Source organism: Achromobacter insuavis, assembly GCF_902859645.1.
Taxonomy (GTDB): domain Bacteria; phylum Pseudomonadota; class Gammaproteobacteria; order Burkholderiales; family Burkholderiaceae_B; genus Achromobacter; species Achromobacter insuavis.
This window is the reverse complement of sequence record NZ_CADIJR010000002.1, coordinates 62,765-86,281: the sequence shown is the minus strand read 5'-3', so window position 1 is coordinate 86,281 and position 23,517 is coordinate 62,765. Positions and strand designations below refer to the sequence as shown.

The following is a 23,517-nucleotide window of genomic DNA, read 5'->3' as shown; positions in this document are numbered from 1 at the left end:
GGGAAGGATATGGATATGCACTACAGCGAGGAAAGAAAAGGCTTTTTTTCCCGGGGGGTTCACGGAGAGAAGGGCATGCCAACCGATGCAGTCAAGCTGGCTGAAGGTGTTTACGAAGGTTGGTGCGAAACCGGAGGAGAGATTGCTGGCGTGACGGCAGCAGGCGTCTTGATCATGGCCCCCCCGCCCGATCCTGTGCCGATTCCTTGACGATTCATCATCGGCCCGCTATCGCGGGCCTTTCTTTTTTGTACTGGAGGGGAAATGGCAGAACCGGCAAGCACGGGGGTAGTGGCGGTAGCTGCCGCGGGCGTGACGCTCGCGGGGCTGTTGCCGGGAATCGATGGAAATGCGCTGATCGGAGCCTTCGCCGGCGCGTCGCTGTTCGTGGTTTCGCGCAAGGAGGGCGGCGCACTGTCGCGCCTGGCTTATTGGGCAATCTCGGTCGTGATCGGCTACTTGGCGGCGCCCGATGTGGTGGGGCTGACGCCGATCAAAGAAACCGCGATTGCGGCGTTTGCCGCCGCCGCGCTTGTCGTCACCGTGGCGCTGACCGCGATCGAGAAGGTCAAGGCGTTGGACTTCTCGGTGTTCAGGAAGGGGAGCTGATATGCAAGCCGCAGCAGTGATCGATTCGGGCCACCACCTGTTGGTGGCCTTTCTTTTTGTCGTGGCGAATGTTGCCTCGGCTGTTCGCCTGCTTCTCTACCGGCGCAACGGCGCGCGGTTCCGGCGCGGTATGTCGTGGGTGGCCTACCTGCTGATCGTCTGCACCGGCGGGCAAGCGCTGGATGTGCTTGTACAGCATGAACAGGTGACTGTGTGGCAGGCCGTGGGGGCGCTACTGCTGGCGGTCCTCGTCTATCGCGCGCAAGGCAATGTCGCGTGCATCGTGAACGTGAGGCAATGATGGAATTGAAGACGATCATAACGAGCGCGATCGCGCCCGCATTGGCGCTGCTGCCGGCGCGCATGGACACGCCGGCGGCGCGCGTCATGCTGCTGGCCATCGGCCTGCAAGAAAGCCGCTTCGTGCACAGGCGCCAGATCGTCGGCCCGGCGCGAGGATTCTGGCAGTTCGAGAAGGGCACGCGCGCAAGCCGCGGCGGCGTGTGGGGCGTGTTCCTGCACGCGGCGAGCAAGGACCGCCTGGCGGCGCTGTGTAAGGCCCGCAGCGTGGCCTGCGACCCTGACGCCATCTATGCCGCGCTCGAGTATGACGACGTGCTGGCCGCCGGCGTCGCGCGGCTGCTGCTGTGGACCGATCCCAAGGCGCTACCGCCCGTGGGCGACGCCAGCGCCGGCTGGGAGCTGTACCTGCGCACCTGGCGGCCCGGCAAGCCGCATCCGCAAACCTGGCCGGACCTCTACCGCCAGGCGGCCGCACAGGTGCAGCCGTGAACCCGTTTTGGCGCATGGCCGCGCCCTGGGTCGGCGGCGCGCTGGTGGTGCTGGTGCTGGGAGCGGGCGTGGTGCTGTACGGCGCCAGCCGCTACAGCGATGGGGTGGCCAAGGCCAACGCCGACCACGCGCTGGCCGAGCTCAACGAGTTCAAGGCCCAGACCGGTCGCCTGGCTGGTATCGCTACGAGCTTCGAGGCGAACGTGGCTGCGCTGCGCGACGCCGAGCCCAAGATCATCGAGAGGTACACCCGTGTCGAAGTCCAAAGCCCTTTGCCTGCTGGCTGCCGTATTGACGCTGGCCGGCTGCAGCACATCAACGAAGCCGGCCGCCTGGCCAATACTGCCGGCCAACCTGGCCCAGCCGTGCCCTCGGGTGCTCGAGGTGACCAGCGATAGCTGGGACGACTTCGCGCGCAGCTACATGGCGCTGGCGGTGCAGTACGGACAATGTGCGGCGCGCCACCGGGCCACGGTTGACGCCTGGCCGAAGCCCTAAACCGCGTCCGCGCGCTGCGCCCGCCAGAACCAATGCGTCGTCTTGGCGCGCCTGGTCTTCTGGCGCTGGAAGGTGACGCGCACCCGGCCGGCGTGCCCGGCGTCGATCTCGACCGGGTAATCGCGGTCCTCGGCGGTGGCCGCCGGCGGTAGGGTTTGCTGGGCCTGGGCCACGTACTGGCCGGGCACCTGCTCCAGGATTCCGTTGTCGTCCATACGCCTTCCCCCCCAAAAAACCGTTCCGCAATGGAAAATCGGTGTTTGATTCTAAAGGGATTTTTCGGCGGTACGCCATTATGATTGCGGAATGGATACCAGCCCGGAACCCGCATAAAACCTAGATTCCTCGGCAGACTCATAATCCGTTGGTGCCGAGTTCGACTCTCGGGGGGCCTACCAAAAAATACCCGGTAAATCAGGTATTTACAGCCGCCAGCAATGGCGGCTGTTTCGTTTCCAGCTCCGACATTGACGTAATCTTGACGTTCTCGGCGTGGTGCGCGAGGTGCGTCGGGGCAAGGTGGGCGTACTTCTGCACCATCTCGATACGTTCCCAGCCCCCCAGTTCTTTCAAGACCATCAACGGCGTGCCAGCCTGCACATGCCACGACGCCCAGGTGTGTCGGAAGTCATGGAAGCGAAAGCCGGTGATTCCGACCTGCTTGCAAGCGCTGGCCAGGATCGACGAATCGATCTGGCTGATCTGGGCGGGTTCACGTCCAGGCCGCGGGCGCCGGCTGAAGACGAGGATGGGGTGAGTTCCGTGCCGGCGTTGCAGCACAGCCATCGCGTCGGAGTTGAGCGGGACGGCACGCGCCCGCTTGTTCTTGGCACGGCCGTGCGTGATCCAGGCGTGACGTTTGCCCATATCGACCTGCGACCACGATAGGGACAGCACTTCTGTTGCCCGCATCCCGGTGGCCACAGCAAATAGGCTGACTTCGCGCATCCAGTCCGTGGACATGGCTTGAATCAGCTGCACGATCACGGCCGGAGGCTCCCAGCGAACGCGTACATCCGGTTCGACGAATTTGCGGAGCTTGGGGGCGCGGTTGAGCCAGCCCCATTCGACACACAGCGACAACACGCGCTGGATGGTGGCAAGATAGCGATTCTTTGCTGCCGCAGTGAGAGGTTTTGCCTTGCGGTGAGCGTGGCTCGTGTGTGTCGGCAGGGCTTGTAGGATGGCCCCGCTTGTTAAAGAACTGACTGCAGTGCTGCCACCCAGGGCGCCACGCCAATATTTGACGTGGCGCACCTTGGTGTCGTAGTCCCGTTGACCTTCCGAAAGCCGGAGCATCTGCAGCGCGGCTTCGTCGAAAGTGTGGGTCGGTTCCTCCCCAAACTTCACCTTTCGCCATGCTTCAGCTTTCAGTCGGTCGTGGTATTCCTGCGCGGCCTTTTTTTCTGTGGTGCCAGAAGAGCATCTAATTCTCGGGATGCCTGGCGAGCAGATGTCGATCTGCCAAACCCCGGATGCTTTGTCTCTGCGGATTGACATGGTGAATCTCCGTCGACCTGCAGCGATAGCCGGGTCACATTGTTGCTTTTCTGCCCCAGCAGGGCAAGTTGGGATGGCCAGACGCGCCAGGCGCGACCGCCCGGCAGTCTGAAGCCGATCTGTTTTCGGCGGGCGAACACGGTTTGGTAGGACAGTCCCAACCGCTTCGCCGCCTCCCGTAGGGAAATGGCGATTTCTTCGGTCATGCCTCATCTGCCTTATTGAAGAGGCTTTCCAGACCGGCTCTCGCTGCCCGTGCGGCCACCGGGTCACGCCGGCCAGGTGGGCGGGCGGTCCGTGGGCCGTGCCCGCTATTTGCCGCAGCGACCGGGACGTCGCTGCCCTCCAGAGGGCTTGCAGCAGCCACGACTCGCCGTGCGTCGTCCATGGCCGCATTCCAACCGCGCACGTAGACCCGAATTTCTGCGTCTACGTGCTTAGGCAGCAACAGGCTCCAGACCACATCGTCCTGCTTCGTGAGCTGGTTGCGCTTCGTGTGGGCGCCGCAACCTGGCCACTGGCGCTCGAGTTCCTGGATGAGTAGGGGGCGCCGGCGTTGGTTGAGGAGTTCGATGATTGTGATCATGTAGTCCTCTCCGTTGCAGGCGGACGCCCAGCCGTGTCGAGCAGGCTTCGCGCCGCGGCGGCACCGGCCTTCAGTTGCGGGTCCGCCGAAGCGTCCAGAATGCGCGTCGTGATCTCGAGCGCGCTTGCCAGTGTGGCGCAGCGTTCACGCATGGCAGCTGCCTCCGCTTTGGCTTCGGAGAGTTCTGCTGTGGCCTTGTCGTACAGGCGCGTATACAGCGCGCGGCCGCGCACGGCCGCCGCCAATTGCTCGGTCGGGGTGCGGACCTTACTCATCGTCCACCTCCAGGGCGGCGAAGGTAGGCACTGCGCCGCCGCCGTCTCTCAAAAGGAGGGATTCGGGCAGGTAGTGTCCGGGGTTCCGCTTAACCTTTGCCTCGTATTCCTGCGCCCGCCGTGTTACTGCCGGCGAGACATCAGGCCCGATCCAGAGAGCCGCGTCGCTGCGTGCGAGCATGCGGAGCGGCACCGCGTGATATCGGCCCGGCTGTACATGGGGCCAGGGGTTGGCGTGGTTGCGCGGCCCTCCGGTGATCCCGTCCAGGTACGCGAGTTCCGCCGCCAGTGCCTCCTGGTGCTCCTGGCCGCGCGCAGTGAGGGGCATTGGCCGGTCGCATACCTGCGACCAAGCCCACCTATCCGCCAGCACTTCGTTGGCATATTCCATGCGGCGCAACGTATCGGCATAGAGCGGATCTTTCCCGAAATGCTTGAACTGATAGGACAGCGTGTTGTAGTTGTTCGCCTTGTGTCCGATCTCGTGGAACAGCCAGAAGCGATACATCTCGGCATCGGTCAGCTTGCTCAGATCGCACTCATAGCGATTTCGCCCGCGCCGACGGACCTCGCCAGCATTGACGCTCGAGCAGAGAAGCAGGAAGGGGGCCTCGACAAGCGATCCGATCTCGCTGCTGGATGTTGCGTCGATCGCAGCGGGGTCGAGGCCACCGACCAATCCGATGATGCGAGCCGGCTGCTCAAACAGGCGCAGCACCATGCCGTTGGCCTTGGCGATTTCCGCATATTCCCGGTATTGGGCCGGGGTGATATGCAGGACGGTATCGGTGCGCTTGCTCATGCGGCACCTCCAGCCTTCAGGGCGTCGATGGCGCCGTCGACTTCTTCCAGGTGCCGGCCGCACAGATCGCGTGCAGCACCAACGAGAATGTCCAGGTCGGCGATGTCGTTCACGGGCAAGTTGTTGGCCGCATCCAGGATGGCGAGTACGTGCAGCAGACCAAGCCGCGCGGACTGCAAGGGGGCGATTGCGTTGGGGGCGCTCATTCAGCACCTCCGTCCTGCGCTGCCAGCGTGGTCCCGGCCATGTGGTTGACTTCGACCATGAGCATGAAAACTTGATGGAGATACGCCTCCTGCAATTCGTCATCGAGCAGCGAAAAGTAGGCGAACCCGTCGCCGGTGACGGTCTCGAGCATCGCACGGCACCGCTGCGAAGTTTCGCGGATGTCGCTCAGAACGGCATTTGCGGCGGTCGACTGTTGGGCGGGGGTAAAGGAGGGGGTCATTGCGACACCCCTTCGGCGAGAGCAGCGATTTCGCGCGCGAGATCTTTGGCTTGGTGGACGTAGGCGTCTTGCAGCGAATCGCTCAGGGTTTGAAAGCTCTGGCGTTCGAGACCCATGAATTGGAGAAGCGCGTGGAGAGACTGCGCTTTGATGGCGATGGTGTTCAAGCCCTCGGCGACGGGCGGGCATTCTCCTGTTGGTATCACATGTGCGGGTGCGCTACTATTGCTCGAGAGCATCGAGCTAGTCTTCTGGGGCATGGCGTGACTCCTGTGCCTTAGGTTTTCGGTGGCGACTGTGTCGCCGTTTGCTCACACGGCCCCTTCCTGGCTGCAATCCAGGTCGGGGCCAAACTTTTTGGGACGTCTCGTACTGGCAAAAAGTTAGACGTATCTTACGTTTCGATTCTTAAGTAGTCAATTACGTCTTACGATTTGGGTGTCAGTTGTGCCGCGCCTGCGGGTTGTGTTTAGATCAGGGTTTGGCGTCCAACCTTGTTGGCGGCCTGCCATGCAACAGGATCAGCCAGCCATGCGCGCACGCGGCCATAGGCCAGGCGCTGTACGCGGTGATAGCTTGACGGGCTTGGGGGAACGGCCCTGGGCGGCCCAGGCGCAAATGGTGGACTTGGCGGCGACACCGCAGACCGCCGACGCGACAGGCAGTCGCAAATAGCCAGCGGCGGGCAATGCGGGGGTTAAGGTGTGTCCTGGCTCGGCAGAGGGTGCGGTACGACCCGATTTGAGAATGGCGGCTTGCATCGCTGCTGTGCTCCTGTGAAGTGTCTACAGGTGCAGTCTGGCGATGAGGGGAGCGGTCTGGGCCTAATTCGGGTTTGGCAAAACCTAATTCGGGTGCTGCTCTATGATTTTTCAGGCTTTTTTGGAAGATGCTCGGCCGCTTCCTGTAGCCGCTTGCGTATTGTGTCCTCTTTTACATCATCTATGCCTATGGTTTGAAAGTCTCGCAGCAATTCGGACACCGTCGACGTTCCTTTTTCTCCGGTGTAGGACTTATAGTTCGCGGCGGTTATCCCGGCAATGATCTTTAGGAGGTTGTTTTTTTCGCGTGAGGACAGGGGGGCTTCGTTCGTCGTGGGAGGGGGTGCTAATGCTTGCTCTAGGCAACGCAATGCTCTGGTCCGTACGACAATCTCGATATCCATCGACAGGCAATCACCATACGATTCAATCTGCCAAAGATCGCCGCTTTCCTCTTGGATGAGCAGTCTGTCTATATCGTACTGAGCAGGTTCTGCAAGTCCGCTCAATTCATCTAAACACTGCAGTAGAAACGCCCGCGAATCGCGAGTAATGGGCAGGTCCACGATCTCACGCCCCGGTTGGTCTCGTGGATACCCAATCGCACACGTTCCCAATTGCAGCACTTCCCCCTTTTCGCAAAATTCCGGTAGGTGCATTACCTTTCCCCCAACTGGTTCTCGCCTCGTGAAGGTCGGCAGTCCCGTGTTCACCCCTTCATTCAAGGGGTATGCGACTTCCTCGTACTCGATTTGGCTTTCCAATTTTTTGTACCACCGGAGCGCATAGACGTGGCTTGCTAACAGGCGGAGAGATAGTCGTAGATGACTGTCTAGCGCCAATTGAATTACATCGGCCTCAGTGACGTGCTCACCAAAAGAGACGGAAAGGTACTTAGCAGCATCGGCCAGCGTCACCCATTGCTTCAAGGTAAACAGCTTGCTCATGCTTTCTTCCTGGTTGCCAAGGCATCTGGGATCTGACTTAAGACCTTTCGCACAGTGTCATCCGAAACTGGCGTTCCGATATCGTGTGTCCGTTGCGCGACATTGGTGGTCGCGCTGCGTTCGTTAAGGTCGATTTCAGAATACTTGCAGAGTGACGCGATGATAATGAGTAGCGTATTGCGCTCGGTCGTCGCCAATTGCGAGGCGTTCTTTTTCAAGGCCTCCAACTCCTTGATTGCAGGTGCGGCCTGTTCCTTCCAGGCTGTTTCAGCTTTTTCAATCCGTGCTTTCAGCGCGTCGCGCTCCACCTGTAGCGCCCGAAAGCTGTCCGCGTTGATAGCCGTATGAGTCGTGCGCTCGATTTCATCAAAGAGGAACGCGGGCTTCTGGCCCGGATAGAAGCTCTCCATCCAGGATTTCAAGTCCGAGTGTCGGATCGTGATGCGATGCTTAGCCACTTGATCGCCCGCGCTAACGGTTCTTCCATCGCGTCCATAAGGAAGCTCGTTATTCAAAGTGGCCTCCAGTATCCGCTCTGCGTTTGCACGCAGGCAGGGCCATCGAGGGAACATGGCCGGACCGGGAACAAGGTCATTGCCTACGGTGGTCAGGATGAGCGCTTCTTGCTCGATCAATCCGCACCAGCGTAACGCTGCTTCTATTGGCCGGTAGTAAGGCTTTTCCAGGGCATTGCAGCTCTTTGTGTCGTATCCACTCATTAGCACTCGTCCGGCGCCGCCCAAGGAATAGGAGCCAGCACCAGGCCGGTGGACGTTCCGGCTTTTCGCCCCGTCGAGTTAGGCGCTGGCAAAAAAATGTCTGATCAAGCCGCTTTTGGATTTCTAGTCGTATCCACGCGCGACGATGCCTCCCACTCATCAATCAATGCGAGGGCACGCCCTTCAATCATTCTTTTTACGGCATCTGGCAGTTGGCTATACCGCGCAGGGTCTATCGCCAAAAACGGCCACTCCGCAGGCGACTGAGTACCCGGATCTTTTTGGGTTAGATCCCCTTGCCGCGGCTCGCCACGGCCGGTGGCCACCCATATCGCGTCCACGTTGCAAGCAGCAGCCAATCTGGACGCGACTTCCGCTGTCAATGTCTTGACGCTCCCATTCCGCCAATCTGAGACGGCCGCCCGACTCACGCCAGCCTGTCTGGCTAGCTCAGCGGCGCTCCAGTGATTCTCGGAGAGCAGGAGGTTAATGCGATCAGGAAGATTGGTCATGGTGTCAATTTATCCTAACAAATGTAAGATGAGGCTTGCATTCTAGTGCAAGGTGCGTCTAACATTACGCATGGAAAGAAATTTGACTCCGGAGCGCGACATGCGCCCCGTACTGCTTGCAATCCTCGCCGCAGGAGTTCGGCAAGCTGAGATCGCCCGAAAACTTGGCGTATCTCGCGCATGCATATCGGATGCCGCTAAGCCGAGCGATAGGCCATGGATGCCCTCATACGCGACGGGCGTGGCGCTGCTGTCCATGCTGGAGGCCAGACCTTGCGATGCCGGGGGAGCGCCAGCCCATGCCTAACGCCCTAATCATCGAACAGTACGAGGGCCTGCCCGTGCAATTCATGGGCGATGGCTGGTTCAACGCCACCGGCCCGGCAAAGCGGCACGGCAAGAAGCCCGCGCACTGGCTCGCGCTGCCCGGCACCAAAAGCTACATGGCGGCGCTTGGTAAGGCCCTCGGCTTTGAGGTCGGATTTCCCGACATCAAACTGATCCGCACATCCAAGGTGCGCGGCCAGGCCGGAACGTGGCTGCACCCGAAGCTGGCCGTGCCATTTGCCCGCTGGCTGTCGGATGACTTCGCCGTGTGGTGTGACCTGAAGATCGACGCCATCGCGCGCGGAGGGAGTGCCCAGCCCGACCCCAACGCCCTAAGCACGGTCGCCGACCGCGAGCCACTGTACCTGCTGGCGATCCAGATCATGGTCAAGCATGGCCTGTCGTTGCCGGTGATCTACCGGGCGCTGGCCCACTTCGCCGGCGTCGAGTCGTTCAAGGCGATGCTGCTGGGTCACATCGCCCAGGCCGGCGGCTTCGGCGGTGCAATCCTGGCCGGTACGGACTCGGGGGCGCAATGGCGCCAGCTCGAATCCAACCGCATCGCCATCACCGGCCATCCCTCCCAATCCAAACTCGACCTCGGGCCGCTGGTGCTCGGGTCTTATCGTGCCCGTGAGGCGGCCCATGCCTAACGCCGACACCACCCTTGTGCTGCGCTTTGACAGTGCCCAGGCTGACCAAGCCCTGGGCACTTTGATGCGCCGTCTACTTGAAGAATTTCCCCAGGCTTCGCTTGAGTTGGTCAGCGATCTGCTTCTTTGCGCTCTCGATAGCGGAGCCATACGTGCCGGCAGCTCCGCATCCCTTGCAGATGATGGTGTCGGTGGTCTTGAGATTTGCCTGGACACCGCCCGGGTAGTCGAATTCCTTGCTTCCACACTTCGCGCAGGACAGGGTAATCGTGTCGCTCATGGTCAGCCCCTTTCGGAATTGATGGATGTTGAGGAACGCCAATCATATCCGGCTGGGGTTGGCCGCCTCATTTCTTACCGCCACATTCCCGGCGACACCCGGACGCCTCCGGCGCCTGGTGCCGTCTGGATCGGCTCGGGGGATGCGTGACTATTGCAATGGTCAATCTGGGCTTAGCCGTGTCGTTCGGCTCGCATTTCGCGCGCTGTGGCAACTTGCGTCGGCAGGGTATAGACGTACGTCAGAGTGAATCGAGCCAATTCATAACCTTGGACGGCCTCTTCTTCGGGAATGCCGTCGACTTCGTGTACGGCGTCGTTACCCAGGAAGCGGAGGCTATGCGCCCAGTCCTTCAGGTTGGGCGTAAGCAGTCCTTCCGCCGCGAGCGCGTCAATACGTGCTGCCAAATTCTTGCCCGCATGCTGTGGCGCCAAGTCTTTCGTAGTGAGCTCGAGCGCCCGTCTAGTCATTGCTCCGGCGGCATCCCAATCGCTCCGTTTGATGGCATTGCTGGCTTGAACAAATGCGCGAGCTACGGATTCCGGGCAGTGGGGCGGGGCTTCAGAAGTCTCCGATTCAGGAATTACCCGCTTCAGTCTCACTCCTGTGGCTTCGGACATCAATCTGAGGTCGCCATGCAGTTTGTGTGGTGGTGTGCCTTTGTTGGACTCGAGCATCGCGATTACCGGCAGATGGCAGTTGTTGCACATGAAGAACGCGTGAAATCGGTACAGGGATTGTGGCAGCGCAATCTCCCCGACCAAAGTAAAGCCGGATTTCACAGTGAAGCAGTGTGGGCAATCAAAGGACAGGGTGGCGGCCATGAATAACTCCAAGGATATCGTGGTCCAAGATTTGGCAATCGTGCAGATTCTAACTGCCTCACGCGGGGCCGCTGCACCGCTGTTGTTTGAACGCTATCGGATATCGGGTCAGGGCCAAGACGCATTTGTTGCTGCCCTGATTGCGCGTCTGTGTATGGCTGAGATTCGCATGCGCCTTTCAAATATCGAGGAGGGCAGCCGATGAGCCATTTCAACGAGATGTCTCTAGCCTTGGTCACATCCCATCCGGCCATTCATGACGTAAGTCCTGTTTTATTGATCCTTCTTTGGATCGCCGCGTCGACGTGGCTTGTGGCGCTCATGGTTGGCATTGTCGTTGGTCTATGGCTGCTGTGGCACCGCCGCGGGCTGCGCAAGTGGATCGCCGACTTCGATCTGGGTCTGGAGCGCGAAGAGCGCATCCGGGCCGCCCTTCAACGCCGCCACCGGTTCAGGTCGTAGGCGGATAACGGTGTGCACACGGCTAGGGTAGCTCCCGAAAAGATGGACTCCTCCACCCATCCTGCCGCCGTGCCTTCCCCAGTGGAGCGATGGAGGTTCTATGACCCCCCGCATGATTGTCCCGCTGCTGCGCTACACGGACGCGCAGGGCAAAGAGCATGAAGTGACGTTGATCCAGGCACAGCACGACCAGCCGCCGCGCATCGTGTCCAGCCGTTGCGACGGCACGACACGGCAGGGCGTGGACGTGTCGCTGGGCGCGCTGTTCGATATCTCGCTTCGTGATGGTCCGATCCGCCAGGCGATCGGCGATGGGCCGGAGTATGCGGAACTGCCGGCCGAACGAGTACGCGACGCAGCCGAATTGGCCCTGCGAGCGCTGCCGCCCACGGCGGGGCGTTTTCGCGTGGTGTGGGTTCCGGACGACGGGCTGCCGTTCTGAGGCGCGCATTGACACACGACAACGCATCGCCGCAGGTCGAAGAGGGCCACACACGCCTCGCAAATGAGTTGCTGGAGGCAATGTGCCGTGCCGGCTTCTCAGCGCGCCAGTGGGCCGTCGTGATGGCCGTGGTGCGCAAGACCTATGGCTACGGAAAGAAGAGCGACGAGATCGGCCTTACTCAGTTGGAACAGATGACTGGAATCGCAAAGACCCACGTAGGAAAGACCGTCCGCGAACTGTGCGCCGCCGGCGTATTGCGCCGCGACACCGGCGTCCATGGCTACCGCTTGGGCGTCAACAAGCGATATGGCCAATGGCAACTCGCTGCCTTATCAGGGGTGACCAAAATGGTCACCGGAGTGACTGAATCAGTCACCCCCAATACAGTGACCAAAACAGTCACCCCAGTGACCGAATCGGTCACTACTAGCGGGGTGACCAAATCGGTCACTGGGGGTGACCAAAACAGTCACGGGGGTGACCAAATCGGTCACAGTGACCAAATTGGTTTTTTAGGGGTGACCGATTTGGTCACCACAAAAGGATATAAAACAAAAGAAAGAAAACACTCTCGTACCATCCTGTCGGATGGCACGTGTGATCAAGCCGTGCCGGCACGTCAAAGCGGTGGGGCAGATGAGCCTTCGCCGGAGTTCATGACGGCGTGGTCAGCCTACCCCAAGCGCGAAGGTGGAAACCCGCGTAAAGCGGCATGGACGGCATGGAAGGCTCGGGTTCGTGCCGGCGACGCTACGGCGCAGGAACTGGTCGAGGCAACTCGCGGCTATGCCAAGTTTTGCGATACCGGGAACAAGACCGGCACTCAATTCGTGCTCATGGCCAGCACGTTCTACGGCCCTGGTGAACACTGGCGCGAATGGTTGCCGTCGACGTCTGACACGGCCGCAAACGCACCTGGTGGGGTTAAGCCGTGGTACGCCGTGGTCGGGTTTTCCAACCAGTGGGAAGCGGAGAATGCCGGCTGCACCGAGGGCAACCGCTGGATGTGGGAAAACCGGCAGCGGGTGCGCACTGAGCAGGATTGGCCCGCTTGGAAGGCCAGCCAGGCTGCTGCACGGGGGGCGTCCGAATGAACGCGCAGGAACTGTCCCGCCGGCTGGCGGACTCGGCCGCAACCGTCGCCGCGTACCTGTTGCCCGGCGGCAAGAAGCACGGACGGGAATGGAAGATCGGCAACGTGTCGGGAGATGCTGGCGATTCGCTGTCCGTTAGCATCAGCGGTGCAAAGGCGGGAGTCTGGTCCGATTTCTCGGCAGGCATCGGCGGCGATCTGTTGGACCTGTGGATGGCGGTGCGGCGTTGTGACCTGCCCGAGGCAATGCGGGAAGCCAAGCAATACCTGGGCGTGCGCGACGACGTTCCGCTGAAACCGCCCAAGCGCGAGCCGTACAAGCTTCCGGCCAAGCCCCAATGTCGGACGCCGAAGGCGCGCGTGCGCGAATGGCTGATGGGCCGCGGCTTGACCGAGGAAACCATCACCGCATTCCGGATCGGCGAACAGGAGCGGCGCGACAAGGTCTACGCGATTTTTCCGTACCTGCGCGACGGCGAGCTGGTCAACACGAAATCCCGCAACCCGGACGAGAAGAAGGACATGCTGCAGGCCGGCGGCGCCGAGCCCTGCCTGTTTGGCTGGCACCTGATTGACCTGAACGCGCGAATGGTCGCGATCTTCGAAGGCGAGATCGACGCCATGACAGGTCACCAGGTCGGCATTCCGTCTCTGTCGGTCAACGCGGGAGCGGGCAATCACCAGTGGATCGAAAACGACTGGGAGCGCCTGCAGCAGTTTAGCGACATCGTGCTGTGCTACGACAACGACGAGGCTGGGCACAAGGGCGCGCGTGAGGTGGCCATGAGACTGGGTCTGGAGCGCTGTCGCATCGCCACCTTCGGCAAGGCCAAGGACGCCAATGAGTACCTGACCGAGTACAAGGCCAGCGGCGAAGACTTCGAACATTGCATCAAGCAGGCGCGAGGGCTGGACCCGGATGAACTCCAGCAACTGGCCGACTTCATGCCTGCCACGCAGGCGATGTTCTGGCCAGCTCACGACGCGCCGGCTTACCCCCAGCTTTCATTCTGTGGCCGGGCCATGGACTGGTGGGAATGGCTGCCGGCGCGCGTCAGCGTGTGGACCGGCATCAACGGCCACGGCAAGAGCCTGATGCTCAGCCAGGCCCTGATTCCCGTGATGCAGGGCGACGTCCCGGTGTGCATGTTTTCGGGCGAGCTGACGCCGGCTCAGCAGCTCAAGCGCCTGGCCAAGCAGATCACGGGCATCGACCGGCCCACACCGGCGTACCTGAGTGCCGTCCAGAACTGGTTGCAGGGCCGCATGTGGATCTTCAACGTGGTCGGCATCGCCGGCCTGGACCGGCTGCTGGAGGTTTTTGCCTACGCCGCGAGTCGCTACGGCTGCGGCCACTTCGTCATCGACAGCCTGATGATGCTCGACGTACCTGAGGACGGCCCGGGCTCCATGACGGCGCAGAAGACGGCGATGCGCAAGATCGTGTCCTTCGCACACGCCACCCAGAGCCACGTCCACCTCGTCGCTCACCCGCGCAAGGCGAGCGACGAAACCAAGGCGCCGGGCAAGCTGGACGTCGCCGGCAGTGGCCACATCACGAACGGCGCCGATAACGTGTTCTCGGTCTGGTCCGCCCAGAAGCCTCCCGGCGAAGACACCGATACGCCCGATGCGCGGCTGGAAGTGCTCAAGGATCGGGATGATGTCGGCCGCCGCAAGATCAGCCTGTACTTCAACCGCAGCACGGGCCAGTACACGCTGGATGATGCCCGCCGCTCATACCAATACCTCAAGTTCAGCCAGGAGGCACGATGAAAGACCTATGGGTGCTGGAATGGTCCCATGAGGCCAACACGTTCCACGTTCAGGAGCTGAAACGCTCGATCGACGGCTGGCGCCGCCATTTCCTTGCGAATTCGGCGCCGAATGACTGGGTGCCGATTTTCGTGGGCACCGAGCAAGAAGTCGATGCTGAGGCAGAACGGCTAGACCAAATCATGGTCGCGCGGGCGCAGATCCGACGAGAACAGAACGGCGCGTAAGTTCGAAGCATTTTTCAGGCCTTTGCCGAAGTGGTGAAAGGCCTACCGAAGTACAACGCCGCCACCCTCGCGGGCTTGGAAGGTGTTGCGCTTTACCGAGGGGGCCGTCCTGGACGGTTCCGCGGTTGAGCTTGTGGCGCGGCTGCTGCGCGTCCCTCCCTACAACCCTGGAATCGTTTGAAGGATAGATCATGCTCGATCAACAAATCGAAGAAGCCTGGATCGAATTGGCCCACCAGCAGCCCGCTGTCGCCCAGGCAATCACGCATTTCGAACGCCCGCGCACGATTGACGGCGCTCGTCCCGCTGCATACGGGTGCCAGTGCTGGCGGTGCCAAGGTGGCTGGATTGCCCTGGCTGATCGTCCGATTCTGGACAAGATCCTCGCCAAGCACCTGATGCGGATGAGCGAGTCCGCCCGCGGCGAGTGGCTTGTGGATTGGGCGGCGCAGCCCAAGCACCGCCTGGAGGATCAGGCCCAGCTGAACGCCTGGCTGCGCATCGTGAGCGGCAGCGGCGAGCCGGCGCCGGCGTATCCGGACCACGTGGGCCGGGGGCGGCATGACTGAACGGACGACACCTTTCCCCCGCCTTGCGGTAGCCCTGGCCTACGCTTTCAGCGACGAGCGGCACACCACCAACCGGCCGGCCATGGCGCGCGCCGCTGACGCCCGGCTGGGCGAGCCTGGTCCGCTGGCGGGTATCGACGGCGCGGCCGAGATTGCCAAGCTCAGGCAGTTCCTGGAGCGCGGATTGGAGCCGCTGCACTTGGCGGTGCTGTACGCCCGCTACGGCCAGCGCAAGACACACTGCAAATGCTGCGGCAGCGAGGGGGAACACCCCGAATGGTCGGGGGCGCTGCATCGTGTCTCGGTGGCGCTGGGTGCCTATCTCTCAATGCGGACCGCGCATAGCGAGCTTCTGCTGGCCCTGGTGCGGCGTCACTACGACACCGGAAACACTCGGACGCTGCAATATCTGGCCGACGAGTACGGGTGCAAGGTGCGCAGCGTCGAGCGCGCCAGCGCCAGGGCGGGAGACTGGCTGCGCGGTACGCGCGAAAAGAAGGGTGCCGAGCCGATCTATGGAGTCGAGCAGGCCGCCCATGCCGCGGCTGAAAAACTGCTACAGGACGGCGGCTTCATTCCTTGATCGTTGACTTGTGCGAAAACGACCGCCATAATCAGCGATAACGGATTTCCTCAGAAGTCCGCCCAATGAAACCCGCCCCGCGAAAGCCGGCGGGTTTTTGCATTTCTGCTCACCCTGTCCTGCGGAGTATGTTGCATCTGATCGACGGTGACACGGTCGACTCCTATATCGGCGCACATCCAGCTTGGAAATCTGTTACAAATGGCCAATGTGAACTATCGCACTCGCGAGAGGCCGAAGATGCCGTATTCGTATGGGGATCCTAGCAAACACTCCAAAAGCGCGGTGAGGCGCGCGGGGGATAACGTGGCGTTGAGGGGCGGAACGCCCGAAGATAAAGAAATAGTACGGAACTGGCGAAATTCGCATGCCTTTGTGCTGACCACGTTTCAAAACACGTTGAGGCGCTATATCAAGACCGAGGATAGGTTCAACGTCGTCTTTGCTCAACGGCTAAAGCGACTGAATACAATTCTCGACAAGCTTAGTTCCGGGCGGGCCAGGGATCTTTCAACAATGCACGACCTTGCCGGCTGCAGATTGATCTTCGATGATATCGACCATCTACGGCAATTTCGCGCTAGGTTCCACCAGACACGCGCAAAGCATAAGCGTGTAGATAACGACAAGTTTGACTACCTCGCCAGTCCTAAGCGAACGGGATACCGGGGCATCCACGATGTGTTCCAGTACAACGTGCCCGAGGGCTCCAGTGGTAGCGTCTATAACGGCCTGAAAGTCGAGATCCAATACAGGACGAAGGCGCAGCACGCATGGGCCACAGCTGTTGAGATTAGCGATTTGCTAGACGGAGCAAGAATCAAGTTTGACGAAGGTGCAAATCCAAAAAGGGAACGACTTTTTGTACTCGCAAGTGAGTTCATCGCAAGAGATCGCGAGGGTATGAATGGGTGTGCCTCGCAACTTTCAGATGCAGACTTGCGCCGAGAGATGCGAGAGCTTGAAGATGAACTGAACGTCATTCGCACGCTTGACGCGGCGCGCCGAAGTCAAATCGACATACCTCAGCAAAAACATGTGGTTCTTCGATTCCACGATGGAGAGTTGGTTGCGACTGGATTTACCAATCCTAAGGATGCGATTTCCTTTCGAGATTCGATGGAAGGCGCTAATCCCGAAGACGATATCGTGTATGTCAGTGCGTCTTCCCCACGAGCTGTAGCTGATGCCTTCAGAAACTACTTCCGTGATGCTGTGGATTTCGTCGAGATGATTCGGCCTGCGTTGATCGCCTAAGCCGACCGTCCTCATACCCCATCAGCCCTAGCCACGCGCTAGGGCTTTTTCATTGGCGGGCTTGGCCGAGTGGTCAGGCTGCGGCCTTCCAAGCCGCCAACGCGGGTTCGATCCCCGCAGCCCGCTCCATCCCTTCCCCCCATAGGGTCCCCGATGAGCGACACACATCAGGCTGCGCACCGCGTTACGCTACGCCTTAAAAAGCTGCTCGGCCCTGGTGGGTCGGAAACTTCCTTTGTACGTACATGTTGACGCCATAGGGCTCGGCGGGAAGCGCCGGAGGGTGCATAGCGAGCCGATTGGCGGATACCTCAGTGATTCGAGCTACGACCGGGTGATTTCGGTTTCGGTGGCCGAGGATTTCGAGCAAGTGTCGGGATTTGAACTGGCTTATCGTGCTGAGCCTGGCGCGAAGGTTGATGTTGCGCTGGTCAGAGACTAGGCTCGCAGGGCTACTATTTGGACTCCCTTAACACTGGAGGCCAAAATGGACTATGAGCTTGACGAAGACAACCCCGGATGGGTGAAGGGGTGGGCGGTGCTTCGGAACTCCCCTTGGGATCTTGCTGGATTCTTTCCCACCGAGGCGCAGGCTCGTGAGCTATTGCCAGAGAAAGGTGCGGGTTACGAGATTCGCTTCGGATCCAAGCGTTTGGCTACTAATGACTTTGTAAGCGAGTAGTCAATTCACATGCATAAATTCAAGCCCGCCGGGAATGCCGGCGGGGTTTTCTTTTCGCGGTGTAGCTCAGTGGCAGAGCGTCGGGTTCATACCCCGGTTGTCGCAGGTTCGATTCCTACCGCGCCATCCGAACTAGCCTGCGTTCATGTGTGCGGCCTCAATTGGAGTTTAGCGATTTCCAAATAGGCGCGCGCCATCGCCGATGTTGGCGATGACGACGTCTTTCCCGTCACGACCAAGTATCACCAGCTCAGCATCTACAGAATCCGCCTTGATACCGCTCGAAAACTCTGTTGCTAGCGCATCAAGGTCCGCACTCGCGGGAGCGTAGGCGCGGACAAGATGGACAAGTTCGTCAGGGTTAGACAGGGCTGCGCTTGCAGTAACGCCCGTGTGGGCTGGCCGCCCATCTTGGCTCTCTCGGTTGCGGTAGCGGATTTGGTAGTCTCGTACCCCGACTCGCTCGCTGAGTTTTAGGAAAGCGTCTTGTGCGTAGCGCGTCCAATCTAGGAGCATGCCGGCCGTGAGGGGCTTGCCATAGTGCCTGGCCGCATCGTATTCGCCGTAGAAGGCCACATTCCCCTGAAGGGCCTGCTCTTCGAATCGACCAGCTGTGTCGGACCGCATTACCAACAATGCGCGTGCACGACGGAAATCGTGTTCACGAAAAGGGCAAGTTGAAGGATCCGCGTGAAACGCGAAACGCAGGCGACCCACCTGGACCAATTTTCTAGAGTAGATATGGTCGAGTGCGGCTCGTCGAATCGCGGGCGGCTGGTCCGCGACACAGTAGCGCTGTAATGCGTCGTCGATATCATCGCCAAACGCTTTTATCAGGACTTTCTCGGGATTCGGGGCCGGCATGTATTCGTCCGATAGAGTTGGAAGTCGGCAGTTTATGCCCAAGCGCTTAACTTGGCGATAAACAACCTTGACATCCGGTCGCTACCGAGAATGTGCAAAGGTCTTACTATCTGGCGACACATCCATTGTTGTCGTTCGCAATAACCAAAAAATCCGCCCTTTCGCTATCAAGGGTCCGCGCGCTGGGCATGGCGCGCGGGATAGGGATCATCGCGCCGGGCGGTGTGCAGTTGGGGGGGGGCACCCGGCACCTTTTTACGTAGACCGAAAAAATAATCAAGGCCGCGTCGCGTCGCTCCTTGCTCAGAAGCCAAGACCGTAGTTGAGTAGGGGGAGATAGTCAAAATTCCCCTTGGTAGCTTTTTCTCTCCGATCTATATCAATTACCACCATACGGTCTTTAGTGGAGTCAAACTTCGTTTCCACATATAGAGTGGTGCACAGGCCGACGGCATTGTCGTCGGCTTGGAATGCGAAGAAAGAAGAGGTTTCATCCCAGGGCGAGAGCTCCGCAATTTCCTTGACCTTGTCGACGAAAGAGTCGTAGCGATCTTGATAGGTCGAGTCGTTCTTGAATCTGAAAGTGACGATGAAATGTGCCATGCGAAATTCCAAAGTGAGGTGAAAGTGAAAGCTCATGTACAACCACTGGTCGCCCCAGTTCTTGATGGTGACCGTGTCGCTCGAGACAACTGGGCCAATCTGCAGCGAATGATGCGACGAGGGCACAGTCCCTCAGTGACAAGTCAGGGTCTTGTTGAGGTTACGGATGATGTCGTTCCAGTGCAGGCTCTGGAAGAAGGCCTTCCATGGCGTGGGGGCAATGAACTTGAATCCATTTCCGTATCGCCAAACCGGGACGACTGTGCCGGCTAATCCTGCTGACTGAGCGCAAAGCTGAAGTTGCTCGATGATGTCTTGTTGGATGCTTGGCGGCTTAGTGCCGAAGGCTGGGTCAAGCGGAACAATGATCATGTCTTGTCCCTGTTGATTGATATGCGCGATCTCGTATTCACCCATATTGGCTCTCCAAGAAGTGGGGACGCTAGGCAACCGTAGCAAAGAATTCTTACAGACTTGTAAGTGATGGGTGTGGGTGAGGTGAGAGATGCTCGAGATAAAGATCACGTCCAACCTGAAAGACGTCCTGCGGCGCATGGATGCATTCACGACCAAGCAGCTGCCGTTTGCGATGGCGCAGGCCATCAACGCGACCGCGGCTCGCGTCCAGGCCGCCGAGCAGGCCAACATCAAGTCGACCTTCGACAACCCGACGCCATTCACGCAGAAGTCGGTCGGGGTCAGCAAGGCTCGCAAGTCGTCACCGGTGGCAGTGGTCTACATCAAGAAGATCGCGGCCGCCTACCTGCTGCCCTACGAGACCGGCGGCGTCCACAAGCTGAACAGCCGGGCGCTGCTGAATCCCAAAGGAGTGAAGCTGAATAGCTACGGCAACCTGCCTCGCGCCGCTATGGGGCGCCTGAAGGCAAGGCCGGACGTCTATGTAGGCTCGATACGCACGCGCAACGGCCAGGCCGTGAATGGGGTATGGCAGCGCGTTGCGCCCAAGCGGGCGCGTGGCGTGAAGGCAGGTGGGCGGCGCCAGGCGGTGACGACCGGTCAGCTGGCAAGCCAGCAGAACCGCGGCGGCCGTTTGAAGCTCCTGATCCGGTTCGGCGACGCCTTGCCCATCAAGAAGCAGCTGAACTTCGGCACGACCGCGCGCGAAGTGGTCGAGCGGCATTTCCCTGGGGACTTCGACGCCGCTTTGGCGCAGGCTCTGAAAACTGCGAAGTGAGAAACCACATGGAAGGTATGACCTCGATCACGACCGCCCAGTTGCGCGCTGCCGTGAATGCTTGGGAGCTGGACGTGCGCGCCGATCGCGACGCATTCGTGCAGGACAGCGAGGCCCGGGCACTCCCGCTTGCGGAGCAGGTGGACGGCGTCGTGACGGCGATCCTCGGATACGCCGCCCGCTTCAACCCCGACGGGTCCCCTCTGGAGGGGTAAGCACCGCGGGCATTGCGCGCTGCGTTTTGTGCCCAGCGCTGGGGTGTTAAAGGTGTTCGCACCCTGTTCGCACCACAGCATAAAACAGGCCTGGAGCGCGTATCTATGCGGCTGTGGCGCATTTTCGGAGTGCGAACACCTGTTTGCACTGGTGTTCGCATTTTGTTCGCGCCGTCCTGTTCGCGCAGGCGGCCGAGACGCAATAACCATGCGGGCTTGCGGTGAGTTTGGCCGTAGAAATTGCGTCTGAAATTGGGGCGCGAACAGATCAACAGGAGGTGTTCGCACCGTGGCAAAAGCGGAAAAGGGTCTGTCGATCCGGGAGTTCGCCCGACGGGAAGGCTGTTCCGACACACTGGTGCGGCGAGCGATCACGCAGGGGCGCCTGAAAGCGAAGAAGGATGGAACCCTTGATCCGGCTCTGATCGGCTCTCCATGGCGCCAGGCCAATGCGACGGCTTCGAAGGCCGCCGCGAAGCCGGCGCGGCCGTCGGCGAATCGACGGCCGAGCGAACCCGAGGTGGGGGCCGACGGAACGGCTGACGACAGCAATTCGCTGGAGGCCGAAGCCGCCCGGATGTTGAGCGAGGGTGAGGGGGTCGACTACGCCGAAGCCCTGCGACGAAAGGAGAACTGGCTGGCGCTACTGCGGCAGCTGGAATACGAACAGAAATCCGGGGCGCTGGTGGAGCTTGCCGTGGCCCAGGCCGTACTTTTCGAAGCCTCTCGGGGGCAGCGCGATGCGTGGCTGAACTGGCCCGCGAAGATTGGTCCGCTGCTGGCCGCCGAACTAGGGCTGGAAGAGGCCGACCGGGTCACCGAGGCTTTGACTGCGCATGTCCACAAACAAATCTCACAACTTGGCGAACCCGCCGCCGACTTCAGCACAGGATAAGCGGGCCGCCTTGCTGCGGGCTGCTCGCCAAGGCTGGACGCCGCCACCGCGGATCAGCGTGCCGGACTGGGCAGACCGCTATCGAAAGCTGGCGAAAGAGGCTGGCAGTACCTCGGGGAACTGGTCGACCAGCACGGTAGAGGTCGCGCGAGGTCCGATGCTCGCGCCCACCGAACCCGGCGTGCATGTCATCACGGCCATGGTCAGTACGCAGATGCTGAAGACAGCGCTGCTGGAGAACATCTTCGGGTACTTCGCGCACCTGGATCCATGCCCGATGCTGCTGTTGCAGCCGAAAGAAGATGCTGCGGAGCAGTTCAGCAAAGAGCGGATCAATCCGATGGTACGGGTGACGCCCGTGCTGCGCGAACTGGTCGGGTCCAGCAAGACGCGGACCGCCGACGAGACGCTGCTATTCAAGTCCTTCCCGGGCGGGTTCTTGGCGCTGGCAGGCGCCGGCAGCCCCGACAACCTGGCTCGCCGTCCGGTGCGGGTGATTCTCGCTGACGAAGTGGACAAGTACCCGGTCACCCGAGAGGGGGACCCGATTTCCTTGGCGGAAGAGCGTACCGCGAGCTTTGGCGCCAACTGGTTGTCGGTGCGGGCTTGCTCGCCGACTGTGCAGGACGAAAGCCGCATCGAGAAAAGCTATTTGGCGTCGGACCAGCGGCGCGCCTCGGTGTGCTGCCCCGGCTGCGGGCATCGCCAGTTCTTGGACTTTTTCCGACACGTCGACTGGAAGAAGCGCAAGGACGAAAAGGGCGTCGTCCAGGAACATTTCCCCAAGACAGCGCGAATTTTCTGTGAGGCGTGCGGAATGGGCTGGTCGGAAGGCGATCGGCTGCGGACTTTGCAGACTGTCCGGTGGCACCAGACGCGGCCATTCAGCTGCTGCGGTCACCGTCATGTCCCGCTCGAAATTTACGACCGAGCCTGGCGCGATGCTGAAGCCGCCGATCCTGGCAGTGGCGGCATCGCCGCGGTGGATGCGGTGTGGGATTGGTGGGCCAGCGATCGCCATGCTGTGTACAGGGTGAAGTGCCCGGAGTGCGGGACCTGGGCCGTTGATAACCAGCATGCCGGTTTCCAGGCCGGCAAGCTGTATTCCCCTTGGACCAAGGATAAGCCGGCGGACATTGCGGCAAAGTGGCTTGCAGCTAAGGATGACGAGGATCTGAAGCAGGCTTGGTGGAACACGCAGATGGGGCTGCCCTACCGTGCGCACAGCGGCAAGGATCTCGATCTGGAGACGCTGGCCGCTCGCGGCGAACTGTGGGCCGCGCAAGTGCCCTTTGGTGTTGGGATTATGACCGCCGGACTGGACGTCCAGCCCGACCGTGTCGAGTGCGAGACGGTTGGCTGGGGCCGGGATGAGGAAAGCTGGTCTATCGACTATGAGGTATTCGAGGGCGACCCGGAAACGCCTGAACTGTGGGCACGCGTCGACGCCTACCTGTTGAAGACGTGGTATCGCCACGATGGTCGGCCATACAACGTTTCGGCAGCATGTATCGACTCCGGTGGCCACAACACGCAGCGCGTGTATGAATTCGCCAAGGCCCGATTGGGGAGACGGATTTACGCCATCAAGGGGGAATCCGCCCGGAACGGGCAGCGCTCGCCGGTTTGGCCCACGAAGGTGCCCAGCCGACGAAACAAGGCCACGTATCGCCCAACCATCATCGGCGTCAACACGGCGAAAGACACGATTCGGAACCGGTTGAACAAGGACACCCCAGGGCCTGGATTCATGCACTTCCCGGCGGACCGCGATCTGAACTACTACGCGCAGCTCACATCCGAGCGGATCGTGGTCAAGGAAGCGAGCGGGCATAAGTTCCGCGTTTGGGAACTGCCGTCGGGTCGAGCCAACGAGGCGTTGGACTGTCGCGTTTATGCATATGCCGCGCTCTGCGCATTGATCCACTTCGGCCTCAAGCTAAATCGAACCGTCGAGGATCTGGCGGAAGTTCTACACGGGGCGCCGCCCTTGCCGGACGGCGAGGTGTCGGTCGCGCCGACGCCCGCGAATGGCTCGGGCCATAGCGGTCCTACGGTACGGGTCAAGTCGGCAGGCTCCGGGCGCTCGCGGGTGAGCAAACTTGCATAACGAGGTAC

At 60.7% G+C, this 23,517-nt stretch carries 36 protein-coding genes and 1 tRNA gene; 21 read left to right on the top strand and 16 right to left on the bottom strand.

The window, feature by feature from the left end; all coding sequences use genetic code 11:
* The first annotated feature begins 15 nt into the window (after nt 1-15).
* The 6 genes from H0523_RS02330 to H0523_RS32480 are packed head-to-tail and all read left to right on the top strand — an operon-like array spanning nt 16 to nt 1,899.
* Nucleotides 16-210 carry a hypothetical protein gene (locus tag H0523_RS02330; protein ID WP_156351049.1) on the top strand — a complete coding sequence of 65 codons (195 nt, stop codon included), beginning with the start codon at nt 16-18 and terminating at the stop codon, nt 208-210.
* A 54-nt stretch (nt 211-264) separates the two neighbouring features.
* The gene (locus tag H0523_RS02325; protein WP_054461359.1) at nt 265-609 is read left to right on the top strand and encodes a putative holin; all 345 of its coding nucleotides are present in this window, start codon (nt 265-267) and stop codon (nt 607-609) included.
* 1 nt (nt 610) lies between these two features.
* Nucleotides 611-910: a phage holin family protein gene (locus tag H0523_RS02320; RefSeq protein WP_054461361.1), complete on the top strand. Its 300-nt coding sequence runs from the start codon at nt 611-613 to the stop codon at nt 908-910.
* On the top strand, nt 910-1,401 hold the full coding sequence (locus H0523_RS02315) for a hypothetical protein (RefSeq protein WP_054461362.1): 492 nt from the start codon (nt 910-912) through the stop codon (nt 1,399-1,401). Before H0523_RS02320 ends, H0523_RS02315 begins: the two co-directional genes overlap by 1 nt.
* Nucleotides 1,398-1,799, top strand: coding sequence for a hypothetical protein (locus tag H0523_RS02310; RefSeq protein ID WP_054435079.1), 402 nt, complete (start codon nt 1,398-1,400; stop codon nt 1,797-1,799). Before H0523_RS02315 ends, H0523_RS02310 begins: the two co-directional genes overlap by 4 nt.
* Nucleotides 1,741-1,899, top strand: a complete 159-nt coding sequence (locus tag H0523_RS32480; RefSeq protein ID WP_476760516.1) for a hypothetical protein — start codon at nt 1,741-1,743, stop codon at nt 1,897-1,899. The genes H0523_RS02310 and H0523_RS32480 overlap by 59 nt, the downstream gene beginning before the upstream one ends.
* On the opposite strand, the gene H0523_RS02305 is transcribed toward H0523_RS32480, so the two are convergent.
* The 11 genes from H0523_RS02305 to H0523_RS02255 form a co-directional block, all read right to left on the bottom strand.
* On the bottom strand, nt 1,896-2,114 hold the full coding sequence (locus tag H0523_RS02305; protein ID WP_054435083.1) for a hypothetical protein: 219 nt from the start codon (nt 2,112-2,114) through the stop codon (nt 1,896-1,898). The two genes, H0523_RS32480 and H0523_RS02305, sit on opposite strands and share 4 nt — an antisense overlap.
* A 199-nt stretch (nt 2,115-2,313) precedes the next feature.
* Nucleotides 2,314-3,399 (bottom strand): tyrosine-type recombinase/integrase, encoded by a 1,086-nt coding sequence (locus H0523_RS02300; protein WP_054435085.1) that lies wholly within the window; start codon nt 3,397-3,399, stop codon nt 2,314-2,316.
* Nucleotides 3,400-3,601: 202 nt separating this feature from the next.
* Nucleotides 3,602-3,985, bottom strand: a complete 384-nt coding sequence (locus H0523_RS02295; protein WP_054435087.1) for a hypothetical protein — start codon at nt 3,983-3,985, stop codon at nt 3,602-3,604.
* Nucleotides 3,982-4,260: a hypothetical protein gene (locus H0523_RS02290; protein ID WP_054435090.1), complete on the bottom strand. Its 279-nt coding sequence runs from the start codon at nt 4,258-4,260 to the stop codon at nt 3,982-3,984. The genes H0523_RS02295 and H0523_RS02290 overlap by 4 nt, the downstream gene beginning before the upstream one ends.
* Nucleotides 4,253-5,062, bottom strand: coding sequence for a hypothetical protein (locus H0523_RS02285; RefSeq protein WP_054435093.1), 810 nt, complete (start codon nt 5,060-5,062; stop codon nt 4,253-4,255). Before H0523_RS02285 ends, H0523_RS02290 begins: the two co-directional genes overlap by 8 nt.
* Nucleotides 5,059-5,268, bottom strand: coding sequence for a hypothetical protein (locus tag H0523_RS02280; protein ID WP_054435096.1), 210 nt, complete (start codon nt 5,266-5,268; stop codon nt 5,059-5,061). The genes H0523_RS02285 and H0523_RS02280 overlap by 4 nt, the downstream gene beginning before the upstream one ends.
* Nucleotides 5,265-5,510, bottom strand: a complete 246-nt coding sequence (locus tag H0523_RS02275; RefSeq protein WP_054435098.1) for a hypothetical protein — start codon at nt 5,508-5,510, stop codon at nt 5,265-5,267. The genes H0523_RS02280 and H0523_RS02275 overlap by 4 nt, the downstream gene beginning before the upstream one ends.
* On the bottom strand, nt 5,507-5,770 hold the full coding sequence (locus H0523_RS02270; protein WP_156350604.1) for a hypothetical protein: 264 nt from the start codon (nt 5,768-5,770) through the stop codon (nt 5,507-5,509). Before H0523_RS02270 ends, H0523_RS02275 begins: the two co-directional genes overlap by 4 nt.
* A gap of 602 nt (nt 5,771-6,372) precedes the next feature.
* Nucleotides 6,373-7,218, bottom strand: coding sequence for a hypothetical protein (locus tag H0523_RS02265; protein WP_156350606.1), 846 nt, complete (start codon nt 7,216-7,218; stop codon nt 6,373-6,375).
* Nucleotides 7,215-7,937, bottom strand: a complete 723-nt coding sequence (locus H0523_RS02260) for a hypothetical protein (RefSeq protein ID WP_156350608.1) — start codon at nt 7,935-7,937, stop codon at nt 7,215-7,217. The genes H0523_RS02265 and H0523_RS02260 overlap by 4 nt, the downstream gene beginning before the upstream one ends.
* A 104-nt stretch (nt 7,938-8,041) precedes the next feature.
* Nucleotides 8,042-8,449, bottom strand: coding sequence for a helix-turn-helix domain-containing protein (locus tag H0523_RS02255; RefSeq protein ID WP_082404805.1), 408 nt, complete (start codon nt 8,447-8,449; stop codon nt 8,042-8,044).
* Between the two features lie 299 nt (nt 8,450-8,748).
* On the opposite strand from H0523_RS02255, the gene H0523_RS02250 reads away from it, so the two are divergent.
* Nucleotides 8,749-9,429 (top strand): KilA-N domain-containing protein, encoded by a 681-nt coding sequence (locus tag H0523_RS02250; protein WP_054435104.1) that lies wholly within the window; start codon nt 8,749-8,751, stop codon nt 9,427-9,429.
* Nucleotides 9,430-9,502: 73 nt separating this feature from the next.
* On the opposite strand, the gene H0523_RS02245 is transcribed toward H0523_RS02250, so the two are convergent.
* On the bottom strand, nt 9,503-9,709 hold the full coding sequence (locus H0523_RS02245; protein WP_156350610.1) for an ECs_2282 family putative zinc-binding protein: 207 nt from the start codon (nt 9,707-9,709) through the stop codon (nt 9,503-9,505).
* Between the two features lie 173 nt (nt 9,710-9,882).
* Nucleotides 9,883-10,533, bottom strand: a complete 651-nt coding sequence (locus H0523_RS02240; RefSeq protein WP_082404808.1) for a DUF4145 domain-containing protein — start codon at nt 10,531-10,533, stop codon at nt 9,883-9,885.
* On the opposite strand from H0523_RS02240, the gene H0523_RS02235 reads away from it, so the two are divergent.
* The 10 genes from H0523_RS02235 to H0523_RS02190 all read left to right on the top strand — a co-directional run bounded on the left by H0523_RS02235 (nt 10,532) and on the right by H0523_RS02190 (nt 17,074).
* Nucleotides 10,532-10,738 (top strand): hypothetical protein, encoded by a 207-nt coding sequence (locus H0523_RS02235; protein WP_156350612.1) that lies wholly within the window; start codon nt 10,532-10,534, stop codon nt 10,736-10,738. The genes H0523_RS02240 and H0523_RS02235 overlap by 2 nt on opposite strands.
* The gene (locus H0523_RS02230) at nt 10,735-10,995 is read left to right on the top strand and encodes a hypothetical protein (protein WP_054435113.1); all 261 of its coding nucleotides are present in this window, start codon (nt 10,735-10,737) and stop codon (nt 10,993-10,995) included. The genes H0523_RS02235 and H0523_RS02230 overlap by 4 nt, the downstream gene beginning before the upstream one ends.
* A 100-nt stretch (nt 10,996-11,095) precedes the next feature.
* On the top strand, nt 11,096-11,437 hold the full coding sequence (locus tag H0523_RS02225) for a hypothetical protein (protein WP_156350614.1): 342 nt from the start codon (nt 11,096-11,098) through the stop codon (nt 11,435-11,437).
* A gap of 8 nt (nt 11,438-11,445) precedes the next feature.
* The gene (locus H0523_RS02220) at nt 11,446-12,534 is read left to right on the top strand and encodes a replication protein (protein WP_180180003.1); all 1,089 of its coding nucleotides are present in this window, start codon (nt 11,446-11,448) and stop codon (nt 12,532-12,534) included.
* Entirely contained in the window at nt 12,531-14,309 is a 1,779-nt protein-coding gene (locus H0523_RS02215) for a toprim domain-containing protein (RefSeq protein ID WP_054435120.1), read from the top strand. The genes H0523_RS02220 and H0523_RS02215 overlap by 4 nt, the downstream gene beginning before the upstream one ends.
* A complete protein-coding gene (locus H0523_RS02210; protein ID WP_054435123.1) occupies nt 14,306-14,536 on the top strand; it encodes a hypothetical protein in 231 nt (76 codons plus the stop codon). The genes H0523_RS02215 and H0523_RS02210 overlap by 4 nt, the downstream gene beginning before the upstream one ends.
* 191 nt (nt 14,537-14,727) lie before the next feature.
* A complete protein-coding gene (locus H0523_RS02205) occupies nt 14,728-15,105 on the top strand; it encodes a hypothetical protein (protein WP_054435125.1) in 378 nt (125 codons plus the stop codon).
* Nucleotides 15,098-15,688 carry a hypothetical protein gene (locus H0523_RS02200; protein WP_054435128.1) on the top strand — a complete coding sequence of 197 codons (591 nt, stop codon included), beginning with the start codon at nt 15,098-15,100 and terminating at the stop codon, nt 15,686-15,688. The genes H0523_RS02205 and H0523_RS02200 overlap by 8 nt, the downstream gene beginning before the upstream one ends.
* Nucleotides 15,689-15,889: 201 nt before the next feature.
* Entirely contained in the window at nt 15,890-16,945 is a 1,056-nt protein-coding gene (locus tag H0523_RS02195; RefSeq protein ID WP_082404812.1) for a RelA/SpoT domain-containing protein, read from the top strand.
* 55 nt (nt 16,946-17,000) lie between these two features.
* Nucleotides 17,001-17,074 (top strand) — tRNA-Gly (locus tag H0523_RS02190).
* A gap of 721 nt (nt 17,075-17,795) precedes the next feature.
* On the opposite strand, the gene H0523_RS02185 is transcribed toward H0523_RS02190, so the two are convergent.
* From H0523_RS02185 to H0523_RS02175, 3 genes are all read right to left on the bottom strand, one after another.
* Nucleotides 17,796-18,491 (bottom strand): hypothetical protein, encoded by a 696-nt coding sequence (locus tag H0523_RS02185; RefSeq protein ID WP_156350616.1) that lies wholly within the window; start codon nt 18,489-18,491, stop codon nt 17,796-17,798.
* Nucleotides 18,492-18,794: 303 nt separating this feature from the next.
* Complete coding sequence (locus H0523_RS02180) at nt 18,795-19,094, bottom strand: hypothetical protein (RefSeq protein ID WP_054435199.1); 300 nt, start codon at nt 19,092-19,094, stop codon at nt 18,795-18,797.
* 132 nt (nt 19,095-19,226) lie between these two features.
* Complete coding sequence (locus tag H0523_RS02175; protein ID WP_054435135.1) at nt 19,227-19,511, bottom strand: hypothetical protein; 285 nt, start codon at nt 19,509-19,511, stop codon at nt 19,227-19,229.
* 88 nt (nt 19,512-19,599) lie between these two features.
* On the opposite strand from H0523_RS02175, the gene H0523_RS02170 reads away from it, so the two are divergent.
* From H0523_RS02170 to H0523_RS02155, 4 genes are all read left to right on the top strand, one after another.
* Nucleotides 19,600-20,289, top strand: coding sequence for a hypothetical protein (locus H0523_RS02170; protein ID WP_054435138.1), 690 nt, complete (start codon nt 19,600-19,602; stop codon nt 20,287-20,289).
* Between the two features lie 17 nt (nt 20,290-20,306).
* Nucleotides 20,307-20,504 carry a hypothetical protein gene (locus H0523_RS02165; RefSeq protein ID WP_156350618.1) on the top strand — a complete coding sequence of 66 codons (198 nt, stop codon included), beginning with the start codon at nt 20,307-20,309 and terminating at the stop codon, nt 20,502-20,504.
* A 289-nt stretch (nt 20,505-20,793) separates the two neighbouring features.
* Complete coding sequence (locus tag H0523_RS02160) at nt 20,794-21,399, top strand: hypothetical protein (RefSeq protein ID WP_054435143.1); 606 nt, start codon at nt 20,794-20,796, stop codon at nt 21,397-21,399.
* Nucleotides 21,341-23,509 carry a phage terminase large subunit family protein gene (locus tag H0523_RS02155; protein ID WP_082404816.1) on the top strand — a complete coding sequence of 723 codons (2,169 nt, stop codon included), beginning with the start codon at nt 21,341-21,343 and terminating at the stop codon, nt 23,507-23,509. Before H0523_RS02160 ends, H0523_RS02155 begins: the two co-directional genes overlap by 59 nt.
* The last annotated feature ends 8 nt before the right edge of the window (nt 23,510-23,517 follow it).